Origin of the sequence: Paracidovorax avenae ATCC 19860 (genome assembly GCF_000176855.2) — a bacterium.
Taxonomy (GTDB): domain Bacteria; phylum Pseudomonadota; class Gammaproteobacteria; order Burkholderiales; family Burkholderiaceae_C; genus Paracidovorax; species Paracidovorax avenae.
This window is the reverse complement of record NC_015138.1, coordinates 5,330,821-5,356,073: the sequence shown is the minus strand read 5'-3', so window position 1 is coordinate 5,356,073 and position 25,253 is coordinate 5,330,821. Positions and strand designations below refer to the sequence as shown.

Below are 25,253 nucleotides of genomic sequence, written 5' to 3'. Positions count from 1 at the left end.
CTGCCAACTAAGATCGGCAAGTTGGGCAACCCTCCTTGCCCCCTTACCGTCAACCAATAACGAATCCAGCCCTCGGGACACATGCTCGACGACATCAAGAAGACCCTCTGGGCCACCGCCGACAAGCTGCGCGCCAACATGGACGCTGCCGAATACAAGCACCTGGTGCTCGGCCTTATCTTCCTCAAGTACATCTCGGACACCTTCACCGCCCGCACCGCCGAACTGGCCGCGCGCCTGCGCGACCCCGACGACGAATACTTCTACGGCGATGCCAGCGACGAAGACATCGCCGCCGAGCTCGAAGACCGCGACTACTACACCTCGGCCAACGTGTTCTGGGTGCCCGAAGCCGCCCGCTGGGAGGCCATCCGCGCCGCAGCCAAGCAGACCACCATCGGCAAACACATCGATGACGCCCTGGGTCTGATCGAAGCCGAGAACCCCAAGCTCAAGGGCATCCTCGACAAACGCTATGCCCGCGCGCAATTGCCCGGCGGCAAGCTGGGCGAACTGGTGGACCTGGTCTCGACCATCGGCTTCGGCACCGACCCCGCCGTGGCCCGCGACGTGCTGGGCCAGGTGTACGAATACTTTCTGGGCATGTTCGCCAGCGCCGAAGGCAAGCGGGGCGGGCAGTTCTACACGCCCGCCAGCATCGTCAAGACCCTGGTGGCCGTGCTGGCCCCGCACCACGGCAAGGTGTACGACCCCTGCTGCGGCTCGGGCGGCATGTTCGTGCAGTCCGAGAAATTCATCGAAGCCCACGGCGGCAAGCTGGGCGACGTGTCCATCTACGGGCAGGAGGCCAACCCCACCACCTGGCGCCTGGCCGCCATGAACCTGGCCATCCGCGGCATCGACTTCAACCTGGGAAGAGAGCCCGCCGACACCTTCACCCACAACCAGCACCCCGACCTGCGGGCCGACTACATCCTGGCCAACCCGCCGTTCAACATCAGCGACTGGTGGCATGGCAGCCTGGCAGGCGATGCCCGCTGGCACTACGGCGACCCGCCGCAAGGCAACGCCAACTACGCGTGGCTGCAGCACATGCTGCACCACCTCAAGCCCACGGGCCGTGCCGGCATTGTGCTGGCCAATGGCTCGATGTCCAGCAGCCAGAACAACGAAGGCGTGATCCGCGCCGCCATGGTCGATGCCGACGTGGTGGAGGTGATGGTCGCCCTGCCGGGGCAGTTGTTCTTCAACACCCAGATCCCGGCCTGCCTGTGGTTCCTTAGCCAAAGAAAGAAGCGCAAGGGCGAGGTGCTGTTCATCGACGCCCGCAAGCTCGGCAAGATGATTTCACGCGTGCAGGCCGAGCTGGACGATGCGGCAATAGCCCGCATTGCTGAGACCGTGGCTGCCTGGCGTGGCGAGGTGGAGGCGGGCGCCACCATCACCACCTATGCAGACGTACCGGGCTTCTGCCGCAGCGTGCCGTTGCCTGAGATTGCGCAGCACGGCCATGTGCTGACCCCGGGCCGCTACGTGGGCGCCGAAGCCGTGGAAAACGACGATGAGGCCTTTGCCGAGAAGATGCAGAAGCTCACCGAGAAGCTGGGCGAGCAGATGGCCAAGGGCGCGGAGCTGGATGCGCTGATTCGGCAGAAGCTAGGGGGGCTGGGGTATGAGTTCTGAGTGGAGAACTTATCGCCTTCAAGAAGTCGGGCGGCTAGTTACGGGAAAGACACCAAAGAGTGGTGTTCCCGCTTTCGATGGTGACGACGTGCCGTTTGTGTCTCCTCCCGACTTCACAGGGAGCAAGTGGATCACTAAGACCGTTCGCAGTATTTCCGAGGCTGGAGCGCAGTCAGTCAAAGGTAGCCTGATACCGCCTCGCAGCGTGTTGGTGACATGCATAGGCTCAGACATGGGTAAGGCCGCAATTGCTGCCTCTCAATGCGTTACCAATCAGCAGATCAATGCGATTTTGGTTGACGAATCGCGCTTCTGCCCTGAGTTTGTCTATTACAACCTGAGCCTGCGGAAGGATGAGATTCGCAGCCTTGCCGGTGGCTCCGCGCAGCCAATTCTGAACAAGTCAGCGTTTGGTCAAATTTTCCTCGAAGCGCCCTGCCTTGAGGTGCAGCGCACGGTGTCTGCAGCATTGCGTCCGCTCGACGACCGCATCACTCTCCTGCGCGAAACCAACGCCACTCTCGAAGCCATCGCCCAGGCCCTATTCAAGTCGTGGTTCGTCGATTTCGACCCCGTGCGCGCCAAGATGGCAGGCCGCGCCCCCGAAGGCATGGACGAGGCCACGGCCGCGCTGTTCCCTGATGCGTTGGAAGAGACGGAGTTGGGGATCGTGCCGAAGGGGTGGCAAGTTGGCGTACTGGATTCCATTGCCGCACTGAACCCTGAAAGCTGGAGTACGAAGCATCATCCCGACCGCATCTTGTACGTGGATCTTGCGAACACCAAAGCGAATCAGATCGAGGGTATTACAGAGTTCCGTTTCGACGATGCGCCCAGTCGTGCGCGCCGAGTGCTGCGTGAAGGCGATGTCATCGTTGGAACCGTTCGGCCTGGGAATGGGTCTTTTGCCCGCATTTCAGTGGACCGGGCTGGGCTTACAGGCAGCACGGGCTTTGCCGTTTTGCGAGCGCACCATCTCTTTGATCAGGCATTGGTCTACATCGCTGCGACCCGAGAGGAGTCCATCGAGCGTCTGGCCCATCTTGCCGATGGAGGTGCATATCCGGCGGTGAGGCCGGAAGTGGTTGCGGGGACCCCGGTCGTGATTGCGCCTAGAAAGGTGCGTGAAGCTTTCGGTGGCGTGGCTAACCATCTGCTTGCGCAGATAGGGGGCAATCAAGAGCAGTCCCGCTACTTGGGTGACATTCGAGACACCCTGCTCCCCCGCCTCATCTCCGGCCAACTCCGCCTCCCCGAAGCCCATGAATTTGCGACGGAGCTCACTGCCCACTGATAGCATCTGCACACAACAAACAATCGGGAGGGGTCATGAGTCGGATACAGGTGGGTGTGTTGCAACCTGGTGCGCGGGCTATCAGGATGGGAGTGATGGGTGCCCGTCGCGGAGTGGCCATGTTTGCTGGCGTGCCGCGTGGCGTGGTCGTCAAAGATTGCCCTCTTGAGGAGATGGCCGCTGAGTGTTTTTGCGCCCTGTTGGCCGATGCGTTGAGTGTGTCCACGCCGCCTTGTGGCATCGTGTATGAGCAGGGGCGGCCCTTGTTTGCCAGCATCGATTTGCACAGCCCCAACCTGATGCAGCAGTATTGTCTTGATCCGGTTCAGCCTGCTGCACCCGAGTTGCAGGCTTTGGTGCAGGAATTGTCGCAATGGATTGGCCTGGGGCGATTGATCGCGCTTGACGTGCTGATCCGCAATGCTGATCGCCATCCTGGTAACCTGCTGACCGATGGGCAGGATTACTGGGCTATCGACCACGGTCGAACCATGGGTTTGCACCCCTATCAAGGGCACAAGTCATACCAGCTCATTTCTCTCTACGCGGATGTACTCACCTGTGCCAACATCGAGGCGAGCGCCGTCAGTCAGGCCCTGACGTTCCCTGTGGGCGCAGAGTCGGCTGCGGTGGCAGAGATAAACGCGCAGACATTGGTGTCCGCCTTTGCCCATCCGTTTGCGCAGGCGATTGCATCGCGGCTGCCAACGCTGGCCGCTTCCATCAAGGGGTTGCTATGAACACCTTGCCCGATACCCATCAAGTGCCCGCCCTGCCGATCACCGCCGGCCAGTGGTGTGCCATCTATTGGGAGCCCGTGATGCTCACCGGGGAGCGAATTTGTGTTGGCTTCCTGACCTGCTGGGACGGGCGCGCCAAGGCCGAGCTGACTGTGCGTCCCGATCTGCTGATCACTTTGTTTGGAGGCGCTGGCGCGAAGGCTCAGACCTTGCTGGAACGTGCGTTCAAGTTGATGCAGGCTCAAACCGACGCTGTCGGTGGCATTCATGATATCCGTCTCCCCATCAGCGGCCTATATCTTGGTGGACTGGAAACTAGCCATGTGAACAGCTACGCTGAGTTGCTTCAAGTGGCCAAGCTGATGAGCTCCAGCCTGAGCACGTTGGCCGAGCCCGATGCCGAGCTGCCCGAGTTGACAGATGCGCGTGGCGAGCAGGCGGTACCAGCCAGGCAATTTGCGACCAGAGTGCGTGATCTGGTCTTGCTGCGTAACAGCAATCTGGCGGTCTACTTTCACAAAGAAGCCTATCTGCTTGGCAAGCGCCGAGCCACACGGTTTGGTTTTTTGTCCGACAGCTTGGCGGCTCATTTCGGTTTGTTGCAACCTACTAATGTCCGTAACTCTGCTCGCATGGCGCGCGGACTGATCGCTGAGCTATCCATTGCTCAGCGAGCCAGTGGGCGCACCGCGCTGCTGGTGCTGGGTTTCCCATCCCTAGACAGTCCGACGCTGACTGACAAGGAGCGTAGCGCAATCGAGGATTACACCGAAGAACTGGGTTTGGAAGCCAGCGAGTTCAGTGTGCGTTATGCGGCTACGGACACGGATGCCGCTGCTTGCGATGCTTTGATGAGCGCGCTTTAAAACATAAATATTTTAAAACCAATGATTGGTTCAACTCGCCGAAATGCATGTCGTCGAGTTGGCATGACCCAGCATGAAAATTCCGCTCGGCAAACTCGAACGCATCCCCCTGCGCCAGGCCTGGGCCCATGAGGCCGGCGAGTTCACGCCCTGGCTGGCGCAGCCCGACAACCTCCTGCTGCTGGCCGAAACCTTGGGGCTTGGCGAACTGGAGCTGGCCGGCACCGAGCACCCCGTGGGCGACTTCAAGGTGGACATCCTCTGCACCGACGATGGCGGCAAGGTGATCATCGAAAACCAGCTCGAAAAAACCAACCACACCCACCTGGGCCAGATCCTGACCTATGCCGCAGGCGTCGGGGCGCGCAAGGTGATCTGGCTGGCCGAGTCCTTCCGCACCGAACATGTGGCCGCGCTGGAGTTCCTGAACCAGCACACCACCGACGAGCTGGACTTCTTCGCGGTCGAGATCGAGCTGTGGCGCATTGGCGATTCGCCCATGGCGCCCAGCTTCAACGTGGTCGTCAAGCCCAATGACTGGGCCAAGACGGGCCAGCAGAACGCCAAGGCGGCGGCCACCACCACACCCACCAAGCAGCGCCAGCTGAAGTTCTGGACGGGCTGGCAGGCCTGGCTGCAGGCCAAGGGCTCCACGCTGCGCACGCAAAGGCCCTTGCCGCAGCACTGGACCAACATCGCATTGGGCCGCACGGGCATACACCTCTCCGCCACCGTCAATTCGCGGGAGAGCCGCGTGGGCATGGAGGTGTACATCAATCACGACAATTCCAAGAGCATTTTCAAGCAGCTCCAGGCCCGCCAGGCGGAGATCGATGCTGCCTTGGGTGCCCATCTCGAATGGATGGAACTGCCCGACTGGCACGTTTGCCGCATCCTGCAGGTGCGGCCTGCATCGCCACTGGAAAACGAAGAGCAATGGCCCGCCTCTACGCCTGGCTGGAGCAGGCGGCGCTGCGCATGTCCCAGGTCTTCCGGCCCCTGGTCAGGGAGTTGAGCTGACATGCGTTCCGCCGGCCAAGGACCATATTTTTCTTGCATTTCCTATACACATCGGCTTTGATGTGTATGGAAATCTCGAATTTTTATACACGTAAGGCCGGCCTGCTCTTCCATGCACCTCCTTTCGCCGCTCGAATCGCTCGACGCCAGCCGCTTCGACACCCCCGCCATCCTCAAGAAACTGGCTAGCGCCAGCCGCTGTCTGGCTGAACTCAAGGGCGTGGCGGCAGCCATTCCAAACCAGGGCATCCTGATCAACACCCTGGGCCTGCAGGAGGCGAAGGACAGCTCCGAGATCGAGAACATTGTCACCACCCACGACGAGCTGTTCAAGGACGATGCCGACCCCGCGGCCTTCGCCAACCCCGCGGCCAAAGAAGTTCTGCGCTACCGCCAGGCCTTGCGCGTCGGATTCGAGCAGGTGCGGACCACGGGGCTGCTGACCGCCAACCAGATCATCAACATCCAGGCCGAGTTGGAGCGCAACAACGCAGGCTTTCGGAAGCTGCCCGGTACGGCGCTCAAGGATGGCGCAGGGCGCACGGTGTACACCCCACCCCAAGACCCGGCAGAGATTGTCGAGCTGATGCGCCAGCTGGAGCGATTCATGAATGACCCGGCGCTGTCCGAGGCAGATCCGCTCATCAAGATGGCGCTGATCCACCACCAGTTCGAGAGCATCCACCCCTTCTACGATGGCAATGGCCGCACGGGGCGCATCGTGAATGTGCTGTACCTCGTCAAGGAGGGGCTGCTGGACATTCCCGTGCTCTATTTGAGCCAGCACATCGTGCGGACCAAGGCGGATTACTACCGGCTGCTGCAGACCGTGCGCGATGAAGACCGCTGGGAAGATTGGGTGCTCTACATGCTGGAGGCGGTGGAGGCCACCGCGCAGCGAACCATCCATACCGTGCTGGCCATCAAGTCGGCGCTGATGGACTACAAGCATCGCATCCGCGCGCAGCACAGGTTCTACAGCCAGGACTTGATCAACAACCTGTTCACGCACCCCTACACGAAGATCGAGTTCGTGCAGCGGGATCTGGATGTGTCGCGCCTCACGGCCACCAAGTACCTCGACCTGCTGGCGGAGACGGGCTTTGTCCAGAAGCAGAAGATCGGGCGCAGCAATTACTACATCAACCTGGCTCTGAACCGGATCCTGCAGGGCCAGTACGAGGGCGGGACATGACAGAAGATCAACTCGAACAGGACGCACTGAGTTGGCTCGTCGAAGTCGGCTACACCCACCTGAGCGGCTACGACATCGCCCCCGATGGCCCCGCACCTGAGCGCGACAGCTTCCGCCAGGTGCTGCTGCCCCAGCGCCTGCGCGACGCCATCGCCCGCCTGAACCCGCACATTCCCCTGGCAGCGCGCGAAGACGCCTTCAAGCAGGTGCAGGACCTGGGCACCCCGGTGCTGCTGTCGGCCAACCGGCACTTCCACCGGCTGCTGGTGGGCGGTGTGCCTGTGCAGTACCAGCAGGACGGCGAAACCCGGGGCGACTTCGTGCGCCTGGTGGACTGGGGCAATGCACAGGCCAATGAATGGCTGGCTGTCAACCAGTTCTCGCTCAAGGGGCCGCACCACACGCGCCGCCCGGACATCATCCTGTTCCTCAACGGCCTGCCCGTGGTGCTGCTGGAACTGAAGAACCCGGCGGATGAAAACGCCAGCATCTGGAAGGCCTACGAGCAGATCCAGACGTACAAGGCGCAGATCCCCGATGTGTTCCAGTACAACGAGGTGCTGGTGGTGTCGGACGGCTCCGAGGCGCTGATGGGCTCGCTTTCCAGCAATGCCGAGCGCTTCATGGCCTGGCGCACCATCGATGGCGTGGCGCTGGACCCGCTGGGCCAGTTCAACGAGCTGGAAACCCTGGTGCGCGGCGCGCTGGCCCCGGCCTATGTGCTGGACTATCTGCGCTACTTCGTGCTGTTCGAGGACGATGGCGGCCTGGTCAAGAAGATCGCGGGCTACCACCAGTTCCATGCGGTGCGTGCGGCCATAGAGCAGGTGGTGGCCGCATCCCGCCCGAGTGGTTCGCACAAGGGCGGGGTGGTGTGGCACACCCAGGGCAGCGGCAAGAGCATCACCATGACCTGCTTTGCCGCCCGGGTGATGCAAGAGCCGGCCATGCAGAACCCCACCATCGTGGTCATCACCGACCGCAATGACCTGGACGGCCAGCTCTTCGGCGTGTTCAGTCTGGCGCAGGACCTGCTGCGCGAGCAGCCCGTGCAGGTCGAGACCCGGCAAGACCTGCGCGCCAAGCTTGCCAACCGGCCCTCCGGTGGCATCGTGTTCGCTACCATACAGAAGTTCATGCCGGGCGAAGACGAGGACACCTTCCCGGTGCTCTCGAACCGCAGCAACATCGTCGTGATCGCCGACGAAGCGCACCGCACGCAGTACGGGTTCGAGGCGAAGCTCAAGACCATCAGGCGCAAGGCTGGCCAGCCGGAGGGCGCAGCGACTGCAAGGACCACGGGTGACGCAGCCAGCTCGGCGCTGACCGTCGATTTCGTTCCACCGGCGTATGAGGTGGAACACAAATACCAGGCCGGCTACGCCCAGCACTTGCGCGACGCCTTGCCCCACGCCACCTTCGTGGCCTTCACCGGCACGCCCGTGTCCAGCGAAGACCGCGACACGCGCGCCGTGTTTGGCGATTACATCCATGTCTATGACATGCAGCAGGCCAAGGAAGACGGCGCCACCGTGGCCATCTACTATGAAAGCCGCCTGGCCAAGCTCAGCCTGAAGCAAGACGAGCTGCCGCACCTCGACGAAGAGGTGGACGAGCTGGCCGAAGACGAGGAAGAAAGCACCCAGGCCAGGCTCAAGAGCCGCTGGGCCGCCCTGGAAAAGGTGGTAGGCGCCGAGCCCCGCGTGGCGGCCGTGGCGGCGGATCTGGTCAAGCATTTCGAGGAGCGCAACAAGGCACAGAGCGGCAAGGCCATGGTCGTGGCCATGAGCCGCGACATCTGCGTCCACCTGTACGACGAGATCACCAGGCTGCGCCCCGGCTGGCATGACGCAGACCCTGAAAAGGGCGCCGTCAAGATCGTGATGACCGGCTCGGCCAGCGACAAGGCCTTGCTGCGTCCGCACATCTACGGCGGCCAGGTCAAGAAGCGGCTGGAGAAGCGCTTCAAGGACCCGGCCGATCCGCTGCGCCTGGTGATCGTGCGCGACATGTGGCTGACCGGCTTCGACGCCCCTTGCGTGCACACCCTGTATGTGGACAAGCCCATGAAGGGCCACAACCTCATGCAGGCCATCGCCCGCGTGAACCGCGTGTTCAAGGACAAGCAGGGCGGCCTGGTGGTCGATTACATCGGCATTGGCAACGAACTCAAGGCCGCGATGAAGGAGTACACGGCCAGCAAGGGCCGAGGCAAACCCACGGTCGATGCCCACGAGGCCTACGCCGTGCTGGAGGAAAAGCTCGACGTGCTCCGCGCCATGCTGCATGGCTTCGACTACAGCGGCTTCCTCACGGGTGGGCACAAGGTGCTGGCGGGTGCGGCCAACCATGTACTGGGCCTGAAGAGCGAAGGCCGGCGCGATGGCAAAAAGCGTTTCGCGGATACCGCTCTGGCCATGAGCAAGGCCTTCACCCTGTGCTGCACGCTGGACGAAGCCAAGGCCGTGCGCGAAGAAGTGGCCTTCATGCAGGCCGTGAAGGTGATCCTGACCAAGAAGGACATCACCCAGCAGAAGAAGACCGACGAACAGCGCGAGCTGGCCATCCGCCAGATCATCGGCTCGGCGGTGGTGTCCGACCGCGTGGTGGACATCTTCGATGCCGTGGGTCTGGACAAGCCCAACATCGGACTGCTGGACGACGATTTCCTGGCGCAGGTGAAGAACCTGCCCGAGCGCAACCTGGCGGTGGAACTGCTGGAGCGCCTGCTGGAAGGCGAGATCAAGAGCCGTTTCGCCACCAACGTGGTGCAGGAGCGCAAGTTCTCCGAGCTGCTGGGCAACGTCATCAAGCGCTACCAGAACCGTTCCATCGAAACCGCCCAGGTCATGGAAGAGCTGGTGGAGATGGCCAGGAAATTCCGCGAGGCTGCATCACGCGGCGAGAGCCTGGGCCTGACCGACGACGAGGTGAAGTTCTACGACGCGCTGATCCTCAACGAATCGGCGGCGCGGGAACTGAGCGACGAAACGCTGAAAAAAATCGCTCATGAGCTGACGACCAGCCTGCGCCAGAACATCAGCGTGGACTGGGCGCACCGCGAGAGCGTGCGGGCCAAGCTGCGGCTGATGGTCAAGCGCATCTTGCGCAAGTACAAGTACCCGCCTGACTTGGCTGATGCCGCGGTGGAGCTGGTACTGGAGCAGGCCGAGACGATCGGGGATGAGTGGGTCAAGTAAGAGCGATTGATCGGATGGCAGGCCATCACGTCAGGAAGAAAAGCCCCGGGTGACAAGCACTTGGGGCTCCCTGTTTGCCATTCTGGCAACGGCAAATCTCAGAACGGAATATCGTCATCCATGTCATCGAACCCCGACGCCGCGCGCGGCGCCTGTGCCGCGGGTGCCGGAGCAGGCCGGGGCGCCGGTGCCGGCCGCGGCGCAGCCGCCTGGGGAGCAGGGCGGCGCGCGGGCGCCGGTGCGCTGTTGCCGCCGCCGTAGCCATCGTCGCCACCACCGTAGCCGCCGTCGTCATAGCCGCCGCCACCGCCCTGGCCGCCGCCCATGCCCTGGCGGCTGCCGAGCATCTGCATGGTGTCGGCACGGATTTCGGTGGTGAATTTTTCCTGGCCCGACTGGTCGGTCCACTTGCGGGTGCGCAGGCTGCCTTCGACATAGACCTGGGATCCCTTGCGCAGGTACTGGCCCACGATCTCGGCCAGGCGGCCGTTGAAAACGACGCGGTGCCACTCGGTGGCTTCCTTGTTCTCGCCGGTGTTCTTGTCGCGCCAGCGGTCGGTGGTGGCGATGGTGACGTTGGCGACCTGGTCGCCGCTGGGGAAGGTGCGCATCTCGGGGTCGCGCCCGAGGTTGCCGACGATGATGACTTTGTTGACGGATGCCATGGTGTGAAGGGGCCTGTAGAGAATGGTGGAGGAAAGGCACTACGGCCTGCGCGGCGGCCACGGGGGCGCCGCGAAGAGGGAGCGGGGATTGTGCCCCAAGCGGCCGATGCCTGCGTTGCAGGCCGCGTGGTGCCACAATGCACCTCCCCTGCCGCCCCTGGATTCAGCCCGCAGACGGCACGAGCCGGCCTTTCCGCTGCCTCCTTCCTGCCTTGCCCATCCCATGCCCAGAGATCCCGATTTCCTGCACAACCTGCGCCTGGAACTGCGCGATGGCCGCCGCTGGCTGGATCGCAGCATCGTGCTGGCCTATGCGGCGGTGGCCGGCCTGTGCGTGGTGGCGTTCACGCTGCTGGCCGAGTGGGCGTCCGAGGTGTTCATGCGGGTGTGGCACTGGCAGGGCGGCTGGGCCGTGCTGCTGTGGATGCCGGCCGTCACGGCGGCCGTGGTGTGGGCCACGCGGCGCTGGGCGCCGACTGCGTCGGGATCGGGTATCCAGCAGGTGGTCGCCGCGCTGGAGCCGGGACTGACGGAGCCGCAGCGCGGACTGTTCGTCTCGCTGCGTATTTCCTGCGCCAAGATCGTGCTGACCGCCATGAGTTTCCTCGCCGGCCTGTCCACCGGACGCGAAGGTCCGTCGGTGCAGGTGGCAGCCGGGGTGATGCACCACGCGCGCCGCTGGTTCGGCCCGCGCTCGGGCATCACGCCCCATGCGCTGCTGGTGGCCGGGGGCGCCGCGGGCATCGCCGCGGCCTTCAACGCCCCGCTGGCGGGCGTGGTGTTCGCCATCGAGGAACTGTCCCGCAAGCTCGAATCGCGCAGCAGCGGCCTGATCATCGCGGCCATCGTGCTGGCGGGCCTGATGGGGGTGTCGTTCTTCGGCAACCTGAGCTATTTCGGGCGCATCCAGGTGCCGCGCCTGGGCTGGGAAGCGTTGCTGCCGGGCCTGGGCGTGACGCTGGCCTGCGGTGTGCTGGGCGGCCTGTTCTCGCGGCTCACGGTGCTCTCGCTCACGGGCGCGCCCGACCGGTTCAATCGCTGGCGCGCGCGCCGGCCGGTGGCGTTCGCAGCGGCAGGTGGGCTGGCGGTGGCGGTGATCGGCATCGTGACGGGCGGCGCGACCTTCGGGGCAGGGGGCGAGGCCGTGCGGCACATGCTGGAGGGCCATGCCGACGTGCCCACCTTCTTCGTGCTGCTCAAACTCATCGCCACTTGGCTGTCGGCATGGACGGGTATCCCTGGCGGGATCTTCGCGCCGTCGCTGTCCATCGGCGCCGGCGTGGGGCATGACGTGGCGCTGCTGGTCGGCGGCAACATCGGCCCGGCACTGATCGCCATGGGCATGGCCGCCTTCCTGGCAGCGGTGACGCAGGCGCCGCTCACATCCTTCATCATCGTGATGGAGATGGTGGACGGGCATGCCCTGGTGCTGAGCCTGATGGCCTCCGCCATGCTGGCCAGTCTGGTGTCGCGCATGGTGGCGCGGCCGCTCTACGAGACCCTGGCCGAGGCCCTGCTGAGCGCGTCGCGCCTGCCCGTGGCGCCCGAGCCCGCGGCAGGGGCCGTTCCGGAAACGGCAGACCTGCCCGCATCGGAGCGTCCGCAGCCGGACCGCTGACGAAGAGGCCCGCCAGGGCGCCATTGCGGCGCCTGCGTCGCGCGGTAACGGGGGCTCCCCCGGTGCGCCTGCGAGGGCCGGTGGTGCCGGGCCGCCTTATCCCCGCCCACGACCGGCCTGCGGAGGAACCGGCCGCATCCCCCAGGCCGCCGCCAGCCAGCCGAGGCAGAGCAGGGAGGTCGCCACGAACAGGCCGTGCGCGCCGCCCCAGCGCAGTAGCGCACCACCCAGGGCGCCGCCCGCGAACAGGCCCAGCGACTGCAGCGTGTTGTAGGTGCCCAGCGCCGCGCCGCGCACGGCCGGCGGCGCGGTGCGGGAGACGAGGCTGGGCTGGCTGGCTTCGAGCGCGTTGAAGCCGCAGAAGAACAGGAACAGCAGTCCACCCAGGGCCCACAGCCCCGGCGGCGTGCCGGCCGAGGCCGTCCAGCCCAGCCCGAGCTGCACCAGCAGTACGAGGCCGATGGCACCCAGCAGGGCGCCGCGCAGCCGGCCGGCGCGTTCCAGGGCGAACAGGCCGCCCATGGCCAGGAAGGACAGCACCACGGCGGGCAGGTAGAGGTGCCAGTGCGCGCTCTTGGGCAGCCCGGCCTGCACCAGCAGCGCGGGCACGGCCACCCACATGGCCAGTTGCACCGTGTGCAGCGCGAAGACGCCGAGGTTGAGGCGCAGCAGGTCGGGGTGGCGCAGCACGTCGGCCAGGCGGCCGCGCGGCGCGTCCGCGTGGCGTGCGGGCTCGGGGGGCACCACCCAGAGCACCACGGCGATGCCGGCCAGCGCCAGCGCGCAGGTCAGCCCGAAGATGCCGGGCAGGCCGAAGCGGGCCGCCAGCGGCGGGGCGGCCACGAGCGCCACGGCGAACATCAGCCCGATGCTGCCGCCCACCAGGGCCATGGCCTTGGTGCGCACGCCGTCGCGCGTCTGGTCAGCCAGCAGGGCGGTGACGGCGGCGGAGACGGCCCCCGCGCCCTGCAGCGCGCGGCCCAGCAGCAGCCCGCCGAGCGAATCGGCCAGTGCCGCCAGCAGGCTGCCGACCGCGAACACCAGCAGGCCGAGCACGATCACCCGCTTGCGCCCGAAGCGGTCGGAGGCCATGCCCAGGGGCAGCTGCAGCACGGCCTGGGTGAGCCCGTAGATGCCCATGGCCAGGCCGACCAGGGCGGGATCGTCGCCACCCGGGTACTTGCGCGCTTCGAGCGCGAACACCGGCAGCACCAGGAACAGCCCCAGCATGCGCAGCGCGAAGATGAGCGCCAGCGACAGGCTGGAGCGCCGCTCCAGCGGCGTCATCGTGGTGGCGGAGGCGGCGGGGATGTCGGTCGCGGGCGTAGGCGGCAGGGGGTCCGGCACGGCAGTGGTCATCGGTTGCGGGCGATGGAAAGACGGCGATTCTCGCCCATCGCGCGCGCCCCGCGCCGGCGGGCCGTCAGCGGCGGCGCTGCCGCCAGCCGAGCACGCCGGCCGCGCAGGCCAGCAGCACCAGCGCGGCGGGGGAGAGCGTGGGCACCGGCGTGGCCTGCGCGGGTGCCGGTGCGGAAGCCAGCAGTGCCGGGCCGCCCGGATCGGCGATCACGCCCACCGTGGGGTCGGTGTCGCCCGCGCCGTTGTCGGTGATGGTGAAGGTGATCGTGTCGCCCGCGATCTGCGCGTCCGTCCACTCGAACCAGGTGTAGCGGTCCGCCCCGGGGCCGGAGGGGCCGAATTTGATGAGGCGGGTGCCGTCGGGCAGGGCCTGGGGGTATTTCAGCGTCACCGTCACGCTGCCGGTGCAGCTGGTGGCGACGAAGCGGAATACGCCATGGGGGAACTGCGCGCCGGCCGGGCCGCCGGAAGGTATCTCGAAGGCGGTCTGCGTGGTGTCGAACTGGCAGCCGCCCGCGACGGCCGGGCCGGACAGCGTGGCCGCGATGGTGCCCGTGCCGGTGGCCGACGTGCCTGTGAACGTGGTCTGGCTCAGGCGCTGCACGAGGTGCAGCGTGGAGTCCTTCTGGATGTTGTAGTCGGAGAGCGTGTGGCCGTCCTCCAGTTGCTTGCCCGCGAAGATGAGGCGCTGCTGCTCGGGCGGAATGCCCTTCTGGTCCTGGATCTTCGACTTCACGTCTTCGATGGAGTCGCTGGGCTCCACGTCCAGCGTCAAGGTTTCGCCCGAAAGCATCTTCACGAAGATCTGCATGGCCCAGGCACCCTGCGTCCCGAAGGCGAGCACGCAGATGAGCGCAAATCGGGCGAAGGCGCGGCGCAGGGGGGCGGTGGCGCGCAGAGGGAAAGCGGGGGAAAGACCGGAAGGCATGGGAAAACGGTGGCACGACCGGAAGGCCGGTGGGCCAAAGGGCGGGGGTACAGAAAGCGTAACCGTCGGGCACGGAAAGCGTAACCCTCCATCATGACGGAACCACCTCGCTATGGAAAGCGCGTTCTGCGCAGTTTCCGCAGCCCATGGCCGAACCACCGCCGGGCTGCGGGCCGGCGGGCCTGCGGATCAGGAAAGGTGGGCCTGGGTGGGCGGCAGGCCCAGTTGCGCGCGCAGGCGCTGCACGCACTGCGCCACGGAAAGCGCATCGGTGCGCAACTCCAACGCGGGAGCCTCCGGCGGCTCGTAGGGCGAATCGATCCCCGTGAAGCGCGGCAGCGCACCGCTGCGGGCGCGCCGGTACAGGCCCTTGGGATCGCGCTCCTCGGCCACGGCGAGCGGCACGTTCACGTACACCTCGAGGAAATCCCCGGGCGCGAACAGCGCCTGCGCAGCCGCGCGCTCGGCGCGGAATGGCGAGATCAGCGCGACGATGGCGACCATCCCCGCATCCACGAATAGCCGCGCCACGTGCGCGGCCCGCCGGATGCTCTCGGCCCGGTCCGCGTCGGTGAAGCCCAGGTCGCTGCTGAGCCCGGCGCGCAGGCGGTCGCCGTCGATCACGAAGGTGCGCAGGCCGTCGCGGTGCAGCGAGGCCTCCAGCGCGTGCGCGAGGGTGGTCTTGCCCGCGGCCGAGAGGCCCGTGAGCCAGACGGCCCGGGCGGGATGGCCCTGCAGGCGTTCGCGGTCCTGGCGGGTGATGGCGGTGGAAGCGGTGGGCGGCAAGGTCATGGCGCGGGCGCCGGTGGAACGGGCTCTGATTATGGGCACGGGCGCCGCCGGCCCGCCTCACCTATCATGGTGGGTTTCCCGCTTGCCGACGCCCTCAGTGACCGAGCCCACCGCCCCCGATAATCCGCGCCCCGGCGAAGGCGCCTATCTGGCCCGCGCCCTGCGCGAGCAGCGCATCAGCATCCGCGGCGCGCGCACGCACAACCTCAAGAACATCGACCTGGACCTGCCGCGCAACCAGTTGGTGGTCATCACCGGGCTGTCGGGTTCGGGCAAGTCCAGCCTCGCGTTCGACACGCTCTATGCCGAGGGCCAGCGGCGTTACGTGGAGAGCCTGTCGGCCTATGCCCGGCAGTTCCTGGGCCGGCTGGACAAGCCGGACGTGGACCTGATCGAGGGCCTGTCGCCCGCGATTTCCATCGAGCAGAAGGCCACCAGCCACAACCCGCGCTCCACCGTGGGCACGGTGACCGAGATCCACGACTACCTGCGCCTGCTCTACGCCCGCGCCGGCACGCCCTATTGCCCCGAGCACGGCCTGCCGCTGGCCGCGCAGACGGTGAGCCAGATGGTGGATACCGTGCTGGCGCTGCCCGAGGACACGCGCCTGATGGTGCTGGCCCCGGTGGCGCGCGGCCGCAAGGGCGAGTTCACCGAACTGTTCGCGCAGATGCAGGCGCTGGGCTACGTGCGCTTCCGGGTGGATGGAACGATCCACGAGGTGGAGAACCTCCCCCAGCTCAAGAAGACCGAGAAGCACGACATCGACGTGGTGATCGACCGGCTGAAGGTGCGCCCGGACGCGCAGCAACGGCTTGCCGAGAGCTTCGAGGCCGCGCTGCGCGTGGGCCAGGAGGCCGCGGGCGCCGACGGCAACGGCCGCGTGCTGGCGCTGGAGATGGATTCGGAGCGGGAGCACCTGTTTTCCAGCAAGTTCGCCTGCCCCATCTGCGGCTTCTCGCTACCCGAGCTGGAGCCGCGCCTGTTCTCGTTCAACTCGCCGATCGGCGCCTGCCCCACCTGCGACGGCCTGGGCCAGCAGGAGGTGTTCGATCCGGCGCGGGTGGTGGCCTTCCCGTCCCTGAGCCTGGCCAGCGGCGCCATCAAGGGCTGGGACCGGCGCAACGGCTACTACTTCGCCATGCTCGAGAGCCTGGCCCGGCACTACGGCTTCGATGTCGAGGCGCCGTTCGAATCGCTGCCCGAGCGGGTGCGGCATGCCGTGCTGCACGGCTCCGGCGAGGAAGAGATCGCCTTCAGCTACATCCTGGACAGCGGCGCCAACAAGGGCAAGGCCGTCGTCAGGAAGCACCCGTTCGAGGGCATCCTGCCGAACATGGCGCGGCGCTACCGCGAGACCGATTCCACCGTCGTGCGCGAAGACCTCGCGCGCCTGCGCAGCACCCAGCCCTGCCCCGACTGCCACGGCACGCGCCTGCGGCTGGAGGCGCGCCACGTGCGCGTGGGCGAGGGCGAGCAGTCCCGGGCCATCTACGAGGTGAGCCGAGCCACCCTGGCCGAGGCCCGGGCCTGGTTCGAGGCGCTGCAGCTGAGCGGCGCCAAGGCCGAAATCGCCGGCAAGGTGGTGCGCGAGATCGCCACGCGCCTCACCTTCCTGAACGACGTGGGCCTCAACTACCTGAGCCTGGACCGCAGTGCCGAGACGCTCTCGGGTGGAGAAGCGCAGCGCATCCGCCTGGCCAGCCAGATCGGCTCGGGCCTGACCGGCGTGATGTACGTGCTCGACGAGCCCAGCATCGGCCTGCACCAGCGCGACAACGACCGGCTCATCGCCACGCTGCAGCACCTGCGCGACATCGGCAACAGCGTGATCGTGGTGGAGCACGACGAGGACATGATCCGCGCCGCCGACCACTGCGTGGACATGGGCCCGGGTGCGGGCGTACATGGCGGCCGCGTGATGGCGCAGGGCACGAGCGACGAGCTGAGCGCCCATCCCGAATCGCTCACCGGCCAGTACCTCTCTGGCGCGCGGACCATCCCCGTGCCGGCGCGCCGCACGCCCTGGCTGCCGGTGCTGGAGGCGCAGGCCGAGCCCGAGCCGCCGAAGAAGGGCAAGTCGCGCTTTCCTGAAACCGACGCCAGCCGGCGCCGCGCGGAGCGCATGGCGGAGCACCGCGCGAAGCAGGGGCGCCTGCAGGCGCTGCGCGTGGTGGGCGCCACGGGCCACAGCCTGAAGAACGTGAGCGTGGAGTTCCCCGTGGGGCTGCTCACCTGCGTGACGGGCGTGTCCGGCTCGGGCAAGAGCACGCTGGTCAACGACACGCTCTACGCCGCCGTGGCGCGCCAGCTCTACCGGTCCCACGACGAGCCCGCGCCGCACGAAGCGATCGAGGGCATCGAATACTTCGACAAGGTCATCAACGTCGATCAGTCGCCCATCGGCCGCACGCCGCGCAGCAACCCGGCCACCTACACGGGACTGTTCACGCCGATCCGCGAGCTGATGGCGGAGACGAACACTGCGCGCGAGCGCGGCTACGGCCCCGGGCGCTTTTCCTTCAACGTGGCAGGCGGCCGCTGCGAGGCCTGCCAGGGCGATGGCGTGGTGAAGGTGGAAATGCACTTTTTGCCCGACGTCTATGTGCCCTGCGACGTCTGCCACGGCCAGCGCTACAACCGCGAAACCCTGGAAGTGCAGTGGAAGGGCCTGAACATCGCGCAGGTGCTGGAGCTCACCGTGGAAGACGCGCACGCCTTCTTCAAGGACGTGCCGGCGATCGCCCGCAAGCTGCAGACGCTGCTCGATGTGGGCCTGTCCTACATCCGCATGGGGCAGGCCGCCACCACGCTCTCGGGCGGCGAGGCCCAGCGCGTCAAGCTCGCGCAGGAGCTGTCGAAGCGCGACACCGGCCGCACGCTCTACATCCTCGACGAGCCCACCACCGGCCTGCATTTCGCCGACATCGACCTGCTGCTGAAGGTGCTGCACCAGCTGCGCGACGCCGGCAACACCATCGTCGTGATCGAGCACAACCTGGACGTCATCAAGACCGCCGACTGGATCATCGACATGGGGCCCGAGGGCGGAGCGGGCGGCGGCACCGTGGTGGCCGAGGGCACGCCCGAGGACGTGGCGGCGAACCCGGAAAGCCACACGGGGCGGTATCTGCAGCGCTACCTGCCATAGCGCCCCGCGGACCGGGCGCGCCACCCTTCAGCGCTGCACGAATGCGCCGTCCACCAGGCGCCAGAGCGCGAGTGGGTTGCCGTCCTGCAGCGCCGCAGGCCGCAGGCCATCTGGCAGATCCTGGTAGCACACCGGCCGCAGGAAGCGGTCGATGGCGGCGGAGCCTACGGAGGTGAACAGGGCGTTCGAGGTCGAGGGGAAGGGCCCGCCATGCACCATGGCGTGGCAGACCTCCACCCCGGTCGGGAAACCGTTGGCCAGGATGCGGCCAGCCTTGCGTTCAAGCACCGGCAGCAGCTGCGCGGCATCCGCCTGGTCGTCCGCGTCGATCTGCAGCGTCGCGGTCAGCTGGCCTTCCAGGTGCTCGGCCACCGCGCGCATCTCTTCCAGGCTGCGGCAGCGCACGACGACGGAGGCCGGCCCGAACATTTCTTCCATCAGTGCGGGAGACGACAGCAGGCACTGCGCATCGGTCGCGTAGAGCGCTGCGCTCGCGGCGTTGGGCATGTCGCCGGCGGACAGGCCTGATGCGGCCTTCTCCACCCCCGCCACCTCCTCGGCCCGGGCCGTGCTGGCGGCGTAGGCCTGGTGGATGCCCGGCGTCAGCATGGTCTGTGCGGGCTTGGCCGCCAGTGCCTCACTGGCCGCGGAGACGAAGCGCTGCAGGCCTGGGCTGTCGATGGCGATCACCAGACCCGGATTGGTGCAGAACTGGCCCGCACCTAACGTGAGCGAATCCACGAAGCCCCGAGCCATGGCCTCTGCGCGCGCAGCGAGCGCCGCCGGAAACAGGAAGACCGGGTTGATGCTGCTCATCTCCGCATAAACGGGGATCGGCTCGGGCCGCGCGTTGGCCACCCGTACCAGCGCCAGCCCGCCCTGGCGCGAACCGGTGAAGCCCACCGCCTTGATGGCCGGGTGCGCCACCAGCGCCTCGCCGATCTGGTAGCCCGCGCCGAACAGCAGCGAGAACACGCCCTCGGGCAGGCCGCAGTCGGCCACCGCCTGCTGGATCGCGCGGCCCACCATTTCCGACGTGCCCAGGTGCGCTCCGTGGGCTTTCACCACCACCGGCGCACCGGCCGCCAGGGCCGCGGCAGTGTCGCCGCCCGCCACCGAGAAGGCCAGCGGGAAGTTGCTCGCGCCGAACACCGCCACCGGGCCGAGCGGGATCTTCGCCAGGCGCAGGTCGGCACGCGGCAGCGGTTGGCGCGCGGGCAGGGCCGGGTCGATGGTCGCGCGCAGGAAGTGGCCGTCCCGCACCACCTGGGCGAAGAGGCGCAGCTGGCTGACGGTGCGGGTGCGCTCACCCTGCAGGCGGGCGGCGGGCAAGCCGCTTTCGGCCTGGGCACGGGCGATGAGCGCATCGCCCAGGTCCAGGATGCGGCCGGCGATGGTTTCGAGGAAGGCGGCGCGGCGCTCCAGCGGCAGGGCGCGGTAGGGGTCGAAGGCGTCGCGCGCCAGGGCGCAGGCGCGATCGACTTCCGCCGTGCCGCCCATGCCGAAGGCGGGTTCGGCGATCTCGCTGTTGCGCGCAGGGTCGAAGGCGCGCTGGCTGCCCTCGGTGCCGCGCGCCGTGGCGACGCCGATGACCATCTCGCCCGTGGGTTGGAAATGCGTGAACTGATGCTGTTGCATGGTGCTGTGGTGCTGTGCAGGAAATCGTGGCGGTGCTGCGTCAGGCGCCTTCAGGCAGGCGCACCACGCACGAAACGTCGGGCTCGCGCTGAGTGGCGATGAAGCGGCTGAACTTCAGGGTGTCCATGTCGAAGATGCCCACCCGGTCGTCGTCCTGCGACACGAAGGCGATGGGCCGCTCCGGGTGGTAGCTCAGGGCGATCGCGCGCGCCGGCATCGGCACGTGCGCCAGCTCTTCGAGGGTGTGCGGATCGACGATCGAGAGGCTGCGGTCGCCGTAGTTGGTCACCACCAGCCGGCCGTCGCGGTAGAGATAGAGCCGGGTGGCATCGTCGCGCGAGGGCGCACGGCGCACGACCTGCATGCTCTCCGTGTCGATGGCGCACAGCGTGTTGCTCCAGCGGCAGGTCACGTAAAGCGTCTTCTCGTCGGCGCTGAGCGCGTAGCCTTCCGGCTTCTCGCCCGGCATGCAGGCCAGTGGCGCCACGGTGGCGTCGTGGGGCCGCACGCGGGTGACGGTGTGCGAGAGCAGGTTCATCGCGAAGGCGGTCTGCCCGTCGCGCGTGAGCGCGAAGAGATGGCTCTTGATGCCGCCCACGGGCACGGCGCGGCGCGGCGCCGTGTCGGTGGCCGGATGGTCCAGCACCACCAGCTGGGCGCGGTCTTCGCTGAGCACGTACAGGCGTCCGTCGCGGTCCATCTGCATGCCGTGCAGCCGGTTGAAGGGCGCCAGCTCGATGGTGCGCACCAGCCGTTTCGCGGCGATGTCGATCTGGAAGATCGCCGTGCCGCCCGCGCCGATGTGGCCGGAGGTTTCCACGCCGTAATGCCCCACGTAGGCGAAGCGACCTTCGGGATCGGCGACGAACTCGTGCGGAAACTCGCCCAGCGCGATGCTGTGCAGGCGCTGCCCGCTCTCGATGTCGTAGTAGCTGAAGCAGTGGCTGCATTTCTCGACCAGCAGCAGGGTGTCGCGGAACGGGGTCATGGCGTCTGGATTCCTTGGGTGTGCAGGGTGATGCGGTAGAGCGAGGTGCTGGCCGCGATGTAGAGCTCATTGCGCAGCGGGCCGCCGAAGGTGAGGTTGCCGACCTTCTCTGGCACCGGGATGCGACCGAGCCGCGTGCCGTCCGGCGCCAGCACCTGCACGGCGTCCTCGCTGCTGGTGTAGATCCAGCCGTGTCGGTCGATTCGAAAGCCGTCGGGCACGCCTGGCGCGATGTCGGCAACCACGCGCATGGCGCCAAGCCGCGTGCCCTGCACACTGAACGCCACGATCCGGTGGCGGCCACCCTGGGGCCGCAGGGCGGCCGAGGTGTCGCTCACGTAGAGCGTTTTCTCGTCGGGCGAGAAGGCCAGTCCGTTCGGCTCCTCGACTTGCGACGTGGCTGCGGTGAGCTGGCCGGTGCGCGGGTCGAAGCAGAACACGTGGTTGGCCGCCTGTTCGGAAGGCGCCTTGTGGCCCTCGCGGTCGCTCAGGATGCCGTAGGGCGGATCGGTGAACCAGATGGTGCCATCGCTGCGCACCACCACGTCGTTGGGCGAGTTGAGTCGCCGGCCCTGGTAGTGACTCACCACCACCTCGTCCGCCGTGGCCGCATCCACGCCGCTCGGGCCGCAGCGGGTGCGGACGATGGCGCGCTGGCCGTGGGAACAGTGCAGCAGGTCGCCGTTGCGCTCGCGCGCGTGGCCGTTCGTGAAATCGACGCCGGCGCGCCAGACCGTCATGCCGCTTTGCGGCGACCAGCGCAGCATGCGGTTGGCGGGAATGTCGCTCCAGAGCACGGAGGCATCTTCGTGCATCCAGACGGGGCCTTCGCTCCAGGTGGCGCCAGTGCAGAGGCGTTCTAGAACCGCACCTCGCAGGACGGGTGCCAGGCGATCGTCGAGGATTTCCGGCGCAGGGAAGGTGGGTGGGGGCGGGGTGGTCATGGCGTTCAGGCAGGCTGGGATGGCGAGCAATGAGGACACGGCGGAGCGCCGGTTGATGGAAGAGTGCTGCATGAGGATCTTTCTCAACCCTTCACGGCCCCGGCCGTGAGCCCGGTGATGATCTGGCGTGCGGCAAGGAAGGTGAAGATCAGCGGCGGAATGGCGATCAGGCTGCCGAGCGCCATGACCTTCCCCCAATCCACGCCGATGTCGGTGACGTAGAGCGAAGCGGCCACGGGCAGCGTGCGGGTGGCGCGGTCGGTGAGCACCAGCGCCAGGATGAATTCGTTCCATGCGATGCGGAAGGTGAAGATGGCGGCCGCCGCCAGGCCCGGCCGGATCAGCGGCAGCACGATCCGCCAGAACACCTCCACCGGTCCGCAGCCGTCGATGGCGGCGGCCTCTTCCAGCTCCACGGGCACCTGCTGGATGAAGCCGTACAGCAGCCAGATGGTGAACGGCAGGTTGACCGCCACGTAGAGCAGCACCAGGCCCGCGAGCGAGTTGGCCAGGCCCGCCTGCGACCAGATCATGAACACCGGCACCGCCAGCACCGCCAGCGGCACGGTGCGCAGCAGCAGCGTGGCGTAGCCGATCGCCTGCCGGCCGCGGAAACGCAGCCGCACCAGGCCGTAGGCGGCCATGCAGCCCAGCACCAGCGTGATGGCGGTGGCGCTGACGCCCACGATCAGGCTGTTGACCAGGTAGCGGTCGAAGTTGTCGCCGAACAGCACCTCGCGGTAGTTCTCCAGCGTGGGCACGAACAAGAAGTTCAGCCCCGTCGAGAACAGCTGGCTCTGCAGCTTGAACGAGGTGGCGAACATCACCGCGATCGGCAGCACGCAAAAGAGCGCCAGCAGCGACAGCACCGCGTAATGCAGCAGGTCCGCCGGCTGGAAGGCGCGGTAGCGGCCGGGGCGCCGCAGGGCGGCGGTCGGAGGCAGGGCGGGGGCGTTCATGAATGCTCCTCGGCAAGCGGGTTGGACAGGCGCAGCGCGAGGCAGGAGAGCCCCGCCACGACGGCGAGCAGCAGCACGGAGATCGCGGCGGCGGCGCCCAGCTGCTGGCCGACGAAAGCCGTTTTGTAGATGTGCAGCGAGAGGATCTCGGTCGAGGCGCCCGGCCCGCCGAAAGTGAGGATGTAGATCACTTCCAGCACGCGGAAGGCGTCGATGAGCCGCATCAGCAGGGTCACCACGATGACGCTCATCACCATGGGCAGCTTGACCCGGAAGGTGGTCTGCCACCAGTTGGCGCCGTCCATGCGCGCCGCCTCCAGCACCGATCCGTCCACATTGGCCAGAGCGGCGATCATCATGATGAAGACGAAGGGCGTCCACTGCCAGATGTCGGCGATGACGATGGCAGCGAAGGCAAGGTGCTCATCGGCCAGCCAGGCCTGAGGTGCGGCGCCGACCACGCCGAGCAGTGCGTTGAGTAGCCCGAACTGCGCATCGAAGACATAGCGCCAGATGAGGCCGACCGCGATCGGCGCGATCATCATCGGCAGGATGAAGAGCGTGCGGAAGAACGCGGTACCGCGCAGCGGCCGGCCCGGCCGGTCTTCCAGCGCCAGCGCCAGGGCGATGCCCAGCACCATCTCCGCCGTCACGCAGACGAAGGAGAACAGCAGCGTGATCCAGAGCGATTGCCAGACGGCCGGCTCCTGCAGCGTGCGTGTGAAGGTGTCCAGGCCAACCCAGCGTGCGTCGGACCAGGGGGTGCCGATGCTCCAGTCGTAGAAGCCCAGCCGCAGCGCGGACAGTACCGGATAGAGGCAAGCCGCGGCCATGACGAGGGCCGCCGGCCCGACGTAGATCCACGGCACCCAACGGGGAGTCTTCATGGCCGATCACCCTTTGAGATAGCCGCCGCGCCGCATGATGTCGGAGACCTTGGGCACCACGCCGTCGAGGGCTTCCCGGGGCTGCTTCCTGCCGATCAGGACTTCGGAGATCGCGACCCCCAGCGCCTGGATATTGATCTCGTCCCACTCCGGGATGATCGGGCGCCAGTCCGGGTCGGAATACTTCAATTGCTCGCGCATGACGGTGTATTCGGGGTATTGCCGCACCAGGTCGGGGTTCGACAGGGTGCTGTTGCGGCTGGGGATGCCGCCTGCCTTCGCCACCGCGATGTCCTGCGGCTTGGAAGCGAGCCACTGCATCAGCAGGAAGCCGGCGTCCGCATTGCGGGCGTTGCGCGGAATCGCCAGGCCCAGTCCGCCCGACTGCGAGGCCTGCCGCACGCCCTTGGGATGCAGCATGTAGCCGACCTTGCCGCCCACCTTCGAGCGGGCCGGGTCGTTGACCTGCCCGAAGAGGATGGTCGAGTCCAGGTACATCGCCGCCTGGCCTTGCAGGAAGGCGGTCATCATCTCGCCCTGGCCGTAGCCCGGGATGCCGGCGGGCCCGGTGTCCGAGATCTCCTTGAGCAGTTGCAGCGCCTTGACGCCGGCCTCGTCGTTGAAGCGCGGCTTCCAGTCGTCCGTGAACACCTTGCCGCCCAGCGGATCGAGATGCAGCAGCCAGGCATGCACGCACTGGTGGCCCGCCTGCCCGCGCGATGTCAGTGCGCCGATGCCTTCCTTGGCCTTGATGACGGGCAGCAGCGCCTGCAGCTCGGCGTAGGTTTCCGGTGGCTTCAGCCCGTGCTTGGCGAAGATGTCGGTGCGGTAGGCCAGGATCGAGGTTTCTGCGCCGTAGGGCAGGCCGTAGAGCTTGGCGCCCGGACCGGCCAGGTAGCCGCGCGGCCCGCCGACCAGGCCGATGTTCTCGCGGTAGATCGGAACGATGTCCTGCAGGTCGAAGGCCGGGTCCGCGAGCGCGGGGTTCTGCAGGAAGGGGTCGAGTTCGCGGATCAGGTTCTTCTTGGCGTATTCGCCCTTCCACATCACCACATAGCTCACCAGGTCGTAGTCGCCCTGCGGCTTGGCCATCTCCAGCAGCTGCTTGTCCTTCATGCGCAGGATCTGCAGCTTGTCCACCTCCACCTTGATGCCGGTTTCCTTGGTGAAGGCGGGCAGCAGCTTGTGCATCGCATCGTAGTGCGGGTGCGACGGCACGCTGATGACGATGGTCTGCCCGCGGTATTTGGCGTAGCGGTCCTGCGCCTGGCTGCTGGCGATGGGAAAGGCGGCTCCGAAGACGCTGAGGCCGGCGGCCTTGACGATGTCGCGACGTTGCATGGTTGTCTCCATGGGATGGTGGTT

General features: G+C 66.9%; 19 protein-coding genes. 9 read left to right on the top strand and 10 right to left on the bottom strand.

What is annotated here, in order from left to right; translation table 11 throughout:
• Positions 1-81 precede the first annotated feature (81 nt).
• From ACAV_RS23220 to ACAV_RS23190, 7 genes are all read left to right on the top strand, one after another.
• On the top strand, positions 82-1,644 hold the full coding sequence (locus ACAV_RS23220) for a type I restriction-modification system subunit M (RefSeq protein ID WP_013597017.1): 1,563 nt from the start codon (positions 82-84) through the stop codon (positions 1,642-1,644).
• Positions 1,634-2,938, top strand: a complete 1,305-nt coding sequence (locus tag ACAV_RS23215) for a restriction endonuclease subunit S (protein ID WP_013597016.1) — start codon at positions 1,634-1,636, stop codon at positions 2,936-2,938. The genes ACAV_RS23220 and ACAV_RS23215 overlap by 11 nt, the downstream gene beginning before the upstream one ends.
• 95 nt (positions 2,939-3,033) lie before the next feature.
• Positions 3,034-3,678, top strand: a complete 645-nt coding sequence (locus tag ACAV_RS23210) for a protein kinase family protein (protein WP_157768811.1) — start codon at positions 3,034-3,036, stop codon at positions 3,676-3,678.
• Entirely contained in the window at positions 3,675-4,544 is an 870-nt protein-coding gene (locus tag ACAV_RS23205) for a hypothetical protein (RefSeq protein ID WP_013597014.1), read from the top strand. The genes ACAV_RS23210 and ACAV_RS23205 overlap by 4 nt, the downstream gene beginning before the upstream one ends.
• A 73-nt stretch (positions 4,545-4,617) precedes the next feature.
• Complete coding sequence (locus ACAV_RS23200) at positions 4,618-5,559, top strand: DUF4268 domain-containing protein (RefSeq protein ID WP_013597013.1); 942 nt, start codon at positions 4,618-4,620, stop codon at positions 5,557-5,559.
• Positions 5,560-5,676: 117 nt separating this feature from the next.
• On the top strand, positions 5,677-6,759 hold the full coding sequence (locus ACAV_RS23195) for a Fic family protein (RefSeq protein ID WP_013597012.1): 1,083 nt from the start codon (positions 5,677-5,679) through the stop codon (positions 6,757-6,759).
• Positions 6,756-9,959, top strand: coding sequence for a type I restriction endonuclease subunit R (locus ACAV_RS23190; RefSeq protein WP_013597011.1), 3,204 nt, complete (start codon positions 6,756-6,758; stop codon positions 9,957-9,959). Before ACAV_RS23195 ends, ACAV_RS23190 begins: the two co-directional genes overlap by 4 nt.
• Positions 9,960-10,057: 98 nt before the next feature.
• On the opposite strand, the gene ssb is transcribed toward ACAV_RS23190, so the two are convergent.
• The gene (gene ssb, locus ACAV_RS23185; RefSeq protein WP_013597010.1) at positions 10,058-10,624 is read right to left on the bottom strand and encodes a single-stranded DNA-binding protein; all 567 of its coding nucleotides are present in this window, start codon (positions 10,622-10,624) and stop codon (positions 10,058-10,060) included.
• A gap of 223 nt (positions 10,625-10,847) precedes the next feature.
• On the opposite strand from ssb, the gene ACAV_RS23180 reads away from it, so the two are divergent.
• Positions 10,848-12,242, top strand: coding sequence for a chloride channel protein (locus ACAV_RS23180; RefSeq protein ID WP_013597009.1), 1,395 nt, complete (start codon positions 10,848-10,850; stop codon positions 12,240-12,242).
• Positions 12,243-12,338: 96 nt separating this feature from the next.
• On the opposite strand, the gene ACAV_RS23175 is transcribed toward ACAV_RS23180, so the two are convergent.
• The 3 genes from ACAV_RS23175 to cysC all read right to left on the bottom strand — a co-directional run bounded on the left by ACAV_RS23175 (position 12,339) and on the right by cysC (position 15,321).
• Positions 12,339-13,529, bottom strand: a complete 1,191-nt coding sequence (locus tag ACAV_RS23175) for an MFS transporter (protein ID WP_041829453.1) — start codon at positions 13,527-13,529, stop codon at positions 12,339-12,341.
• 136 nt (positions 13,530-13,665) lie between these two features.
• Complete coding sequence (locus ACAV_RS23170; RefSeq protein WP_013597007.1) at positions 13,666-14,529, bottom strand: ubiquitin family protein; 864 nt, start codon at positions 14,527-14,529, stop codon at positions 13,666-13,668.
• 189 nt (positions 14,530-14,718) lie between these two features.
• The gene (cysC, locus tag ACAV_RS23165; RefSeq protein ID WP_013597006.1) at positions 14,719-15,321 is read right to left on the bottom strand and encodes an adenylyl-sulfate kinase; all 603 of its coding nucleotides are present in this window, start codon (positions 15,319-15,321) and stop codon (positions 14,719-14,721) included.
• Between the two features lie 97 nt (positions 15,322-15,418).
• Here cysC and uvrA point away from each other — a divergent pair, with 97 nt between their 5' ends.
• Positions 15,419-18,472 carry an excinuclease ABC subunit UvrA gene (gene uvrA / locus ACAV_RS23160; protein WP_013597005.1) on the top strand — a complete coding sequence of 1,018 codons (3,054 nt, stop codon included), beginning with the start codon at positions 15,419-15,421 and terminating at the stop codon, positions 18,470-18,472.
• A 27-nt stretch (positions 18,473-18,499) separates the two neighbouring features.
• Here the strand turns inward: uvrA and ACAV_RS23155 are convergent, their stop codons facing one another.
• The 6 genes from ACAV_RS23155 to ACAV_RS23130 form a co-directional block, all read right to left on the bottom strand.
• Positions 18,500-20,110 (bottom strand): aldehyde dehydrogenase (NADP(+)), encoded by a 1,611-nt coding sequence (locus tag ACAV_RS23155; protein ID WP_013597004.1) that lies wholly within the window; start codon positions 20,108-20,110, stop codon positions 18,500-18,502.
• A 40-nt stretch (positions 20,111-20,150) separates the two neighbouring features.
• On the bottom strand, positions 20,151-21,098 hold the full coding sequence (locus ACAV_RS23150) for a YncE family protein (RefSeq protein ID WP_013597003.1): 948 nt from the start codon (positions 21,096-21,098) through the stop codon (positions 20,151-20,153).
• Positions 21,095-22,042 (bottom strand): SMP-30/gluconolactonase/LRE family protein, encoded by a 948-nt coding sequence (locus tag ACAV_RS23145; RefSeq protein ID WP_110089979.1) that lies wholly within the window; start codon positions 22,040-22,042, stop codon positions 21,095-21,097. The genes ACAV_RS23150 and ACAV_RS23145 overlap by 4 nt, the downstream gene beginning before the upstream one ends.
• 83 nt (positions 22,043-22,125) lie before the next feature.
• Positions 22,126-23,001 (bottom strand): carbohydrate ABC transporter permease, encoded by an 876-nt coding sequence (locus ACAV_RS23140; RefSeq protein WP_013597001.1) that lies wholly within the window; start codon positions 22,999-23,001, stop codon positions 22,126-22,128.
• Positions 22,998-23,888, bottom strand: a complete 891-nt coding sequence (locus tag ACAV_RS23135) for a carbohydrate ABC transporter permease (protein WP_013597000.1) — start codon at positions 23,886-23,888, stop codon at positions 22,998-23,000. The genes ACAV_RS23140 and ACAV_RS23135 overlap by 4 nt, the downstream gene beginning before the upstream one ends.
• 6 nt (positions 23,889-23,894) lie before the next feature.
• A complete protein-coding gene (locus tag ACAV_RS23130; RefSeq protein ID WP_013596999.1) occupies positions 23,895-25,229 on the bottom strand; it encodes an ABC transporter substrate-binding protein in 1,335 nt (444 codons plus the stop codon).
• Between the last annotated feature and the right edge of the window lie 24 nt (positions 25,230-25,253).

Bases quoted from the DNA above. Each gene is read 5' to 3' on its own strand.
- ACAV_RS23220 (WP_013597017.1), top strand. From the start codon at position 82: ATGCTCGACGACATCAAGAAGACCCTCTGGGCCACCGCCGACAAGCTG.
- ACAV_RS23215 (WP_013597016.1), top strand. From the start codon at position 1,634: ATGAGTTCTGAGTGGAGAACTTATCGCCTTCAAGAAGTCGGGCGGCTA.
- ACAV_RS23210 (WP_157768811.1), top strand. From the start codon at position 3,034: ATGGGTGCCCGTCGCGGAGTGGCCATGTTTGCTGGCGTGCCGCGTGGC.
- ACAV_RS23205 (WP_013597014.1), top strand. From the start codon at position 3,675: ATGAACACCTTGCCCGATACCCATCAAGTGCCCGCCCTGCCGATCACC.
- ACAV_RS23200 (WP_013597013.1), top strand. From the start codon at position 4,618: ATGAAAATTCCGCTCGGCAAACTCGAACGCATCCCCCTGCGCCAGGCC.
- ACAV_RS23195 (WP_013597012.1), top strand. From the start codon at position 5,677: ATGCACCTCCTTTCGCCGCTCGAATCGCTCGACGCCAGCCGCTTCGAC.
- ACAV_RS23190 (WP_013597011.1), top strand. From the start codon at position 6,756: ATGACAGAAGATCAACTCGAACAGGACGCACTGAGTTGGCTCGTCGAA.
- ssb (WP_013597010.1), bottom strand. From the start codon at position 10,624: ATGGCATCCGTCAACAAAGTCATCATCGTCGGCAACCTCGGGCGCGAC.
- ACAV_RS23180 (WP_013597009.1), top strand. From the start codon at position 10,848: ATGCCCAGAGATCCCGATTTCCTGCACAACCTGCGCCTGGAACTGCGC.
- ACAV_RS23175 (WP_041829453.1), bottom strand. From the start codon at position 13,529: ATGACGCCGCTGGAGCGGCGCTCCAGCCTGTCGCTGGCGCTCATCTTC.
- ACAV_RS23170 (WP_013597007.1), bottom strand. From the start codon at position 14,529: ATGCCTTCCGGTCTTTCCCCCGCTTTCCCTCTGCGCGCCACCGCCCCC.
- cysC (WP_013597006.1), bottom strand. From the start codon at position 15,321: ATGACCTTGCCGCCCACCGCTTCCACCGCCATCACCCGCCAGGACCGC.
- ACAV_RS23155 (WP_013597004.1), bottom strand. From the start codon at position 20,110: ATGCAACAGCATCAGTTCACGCATTTCCAACCCACGGGCGAGATGGTC.
- ACAV_RS23150 (WP_013597003.1), bottom strand. From the start codon at position 21,098: ATGACCCCGTTCCGCGACACCCTGCTGCTGGTCGAGAAATGCAGCCAC.
- ACAV_RS23145 (WP_110089979.1), bottom strand. From the start codon at position 22,042: ATGACCACCCCGCCCCCACCCACCTTCCCTGCGCCGGAAATCCTCGAC.
- ACAV_RS23140 (WP_013597001.1), bottom strand. From the start codon at position 23,001: ATGAACGCCCCCGCCCTGCCTCCGACCGCCGCCCTGCGGCGCCCCGGC.
- ACAV_RS23135 (WP_013597000.1), bottom strand. From the start codon at position 23,888: ATGAAGACTCCCCGTTGGGTGCCGTGGATCTACGTCGGGCCGGCGGCC.
- ACAV_RS23130 (WP_013596999.1), bottom strand. From the start codon at position 25,229: ATGCAACGTCGCGACATCGTCAAGGCCGCCGGCCTCAGCGTCTTCGGA.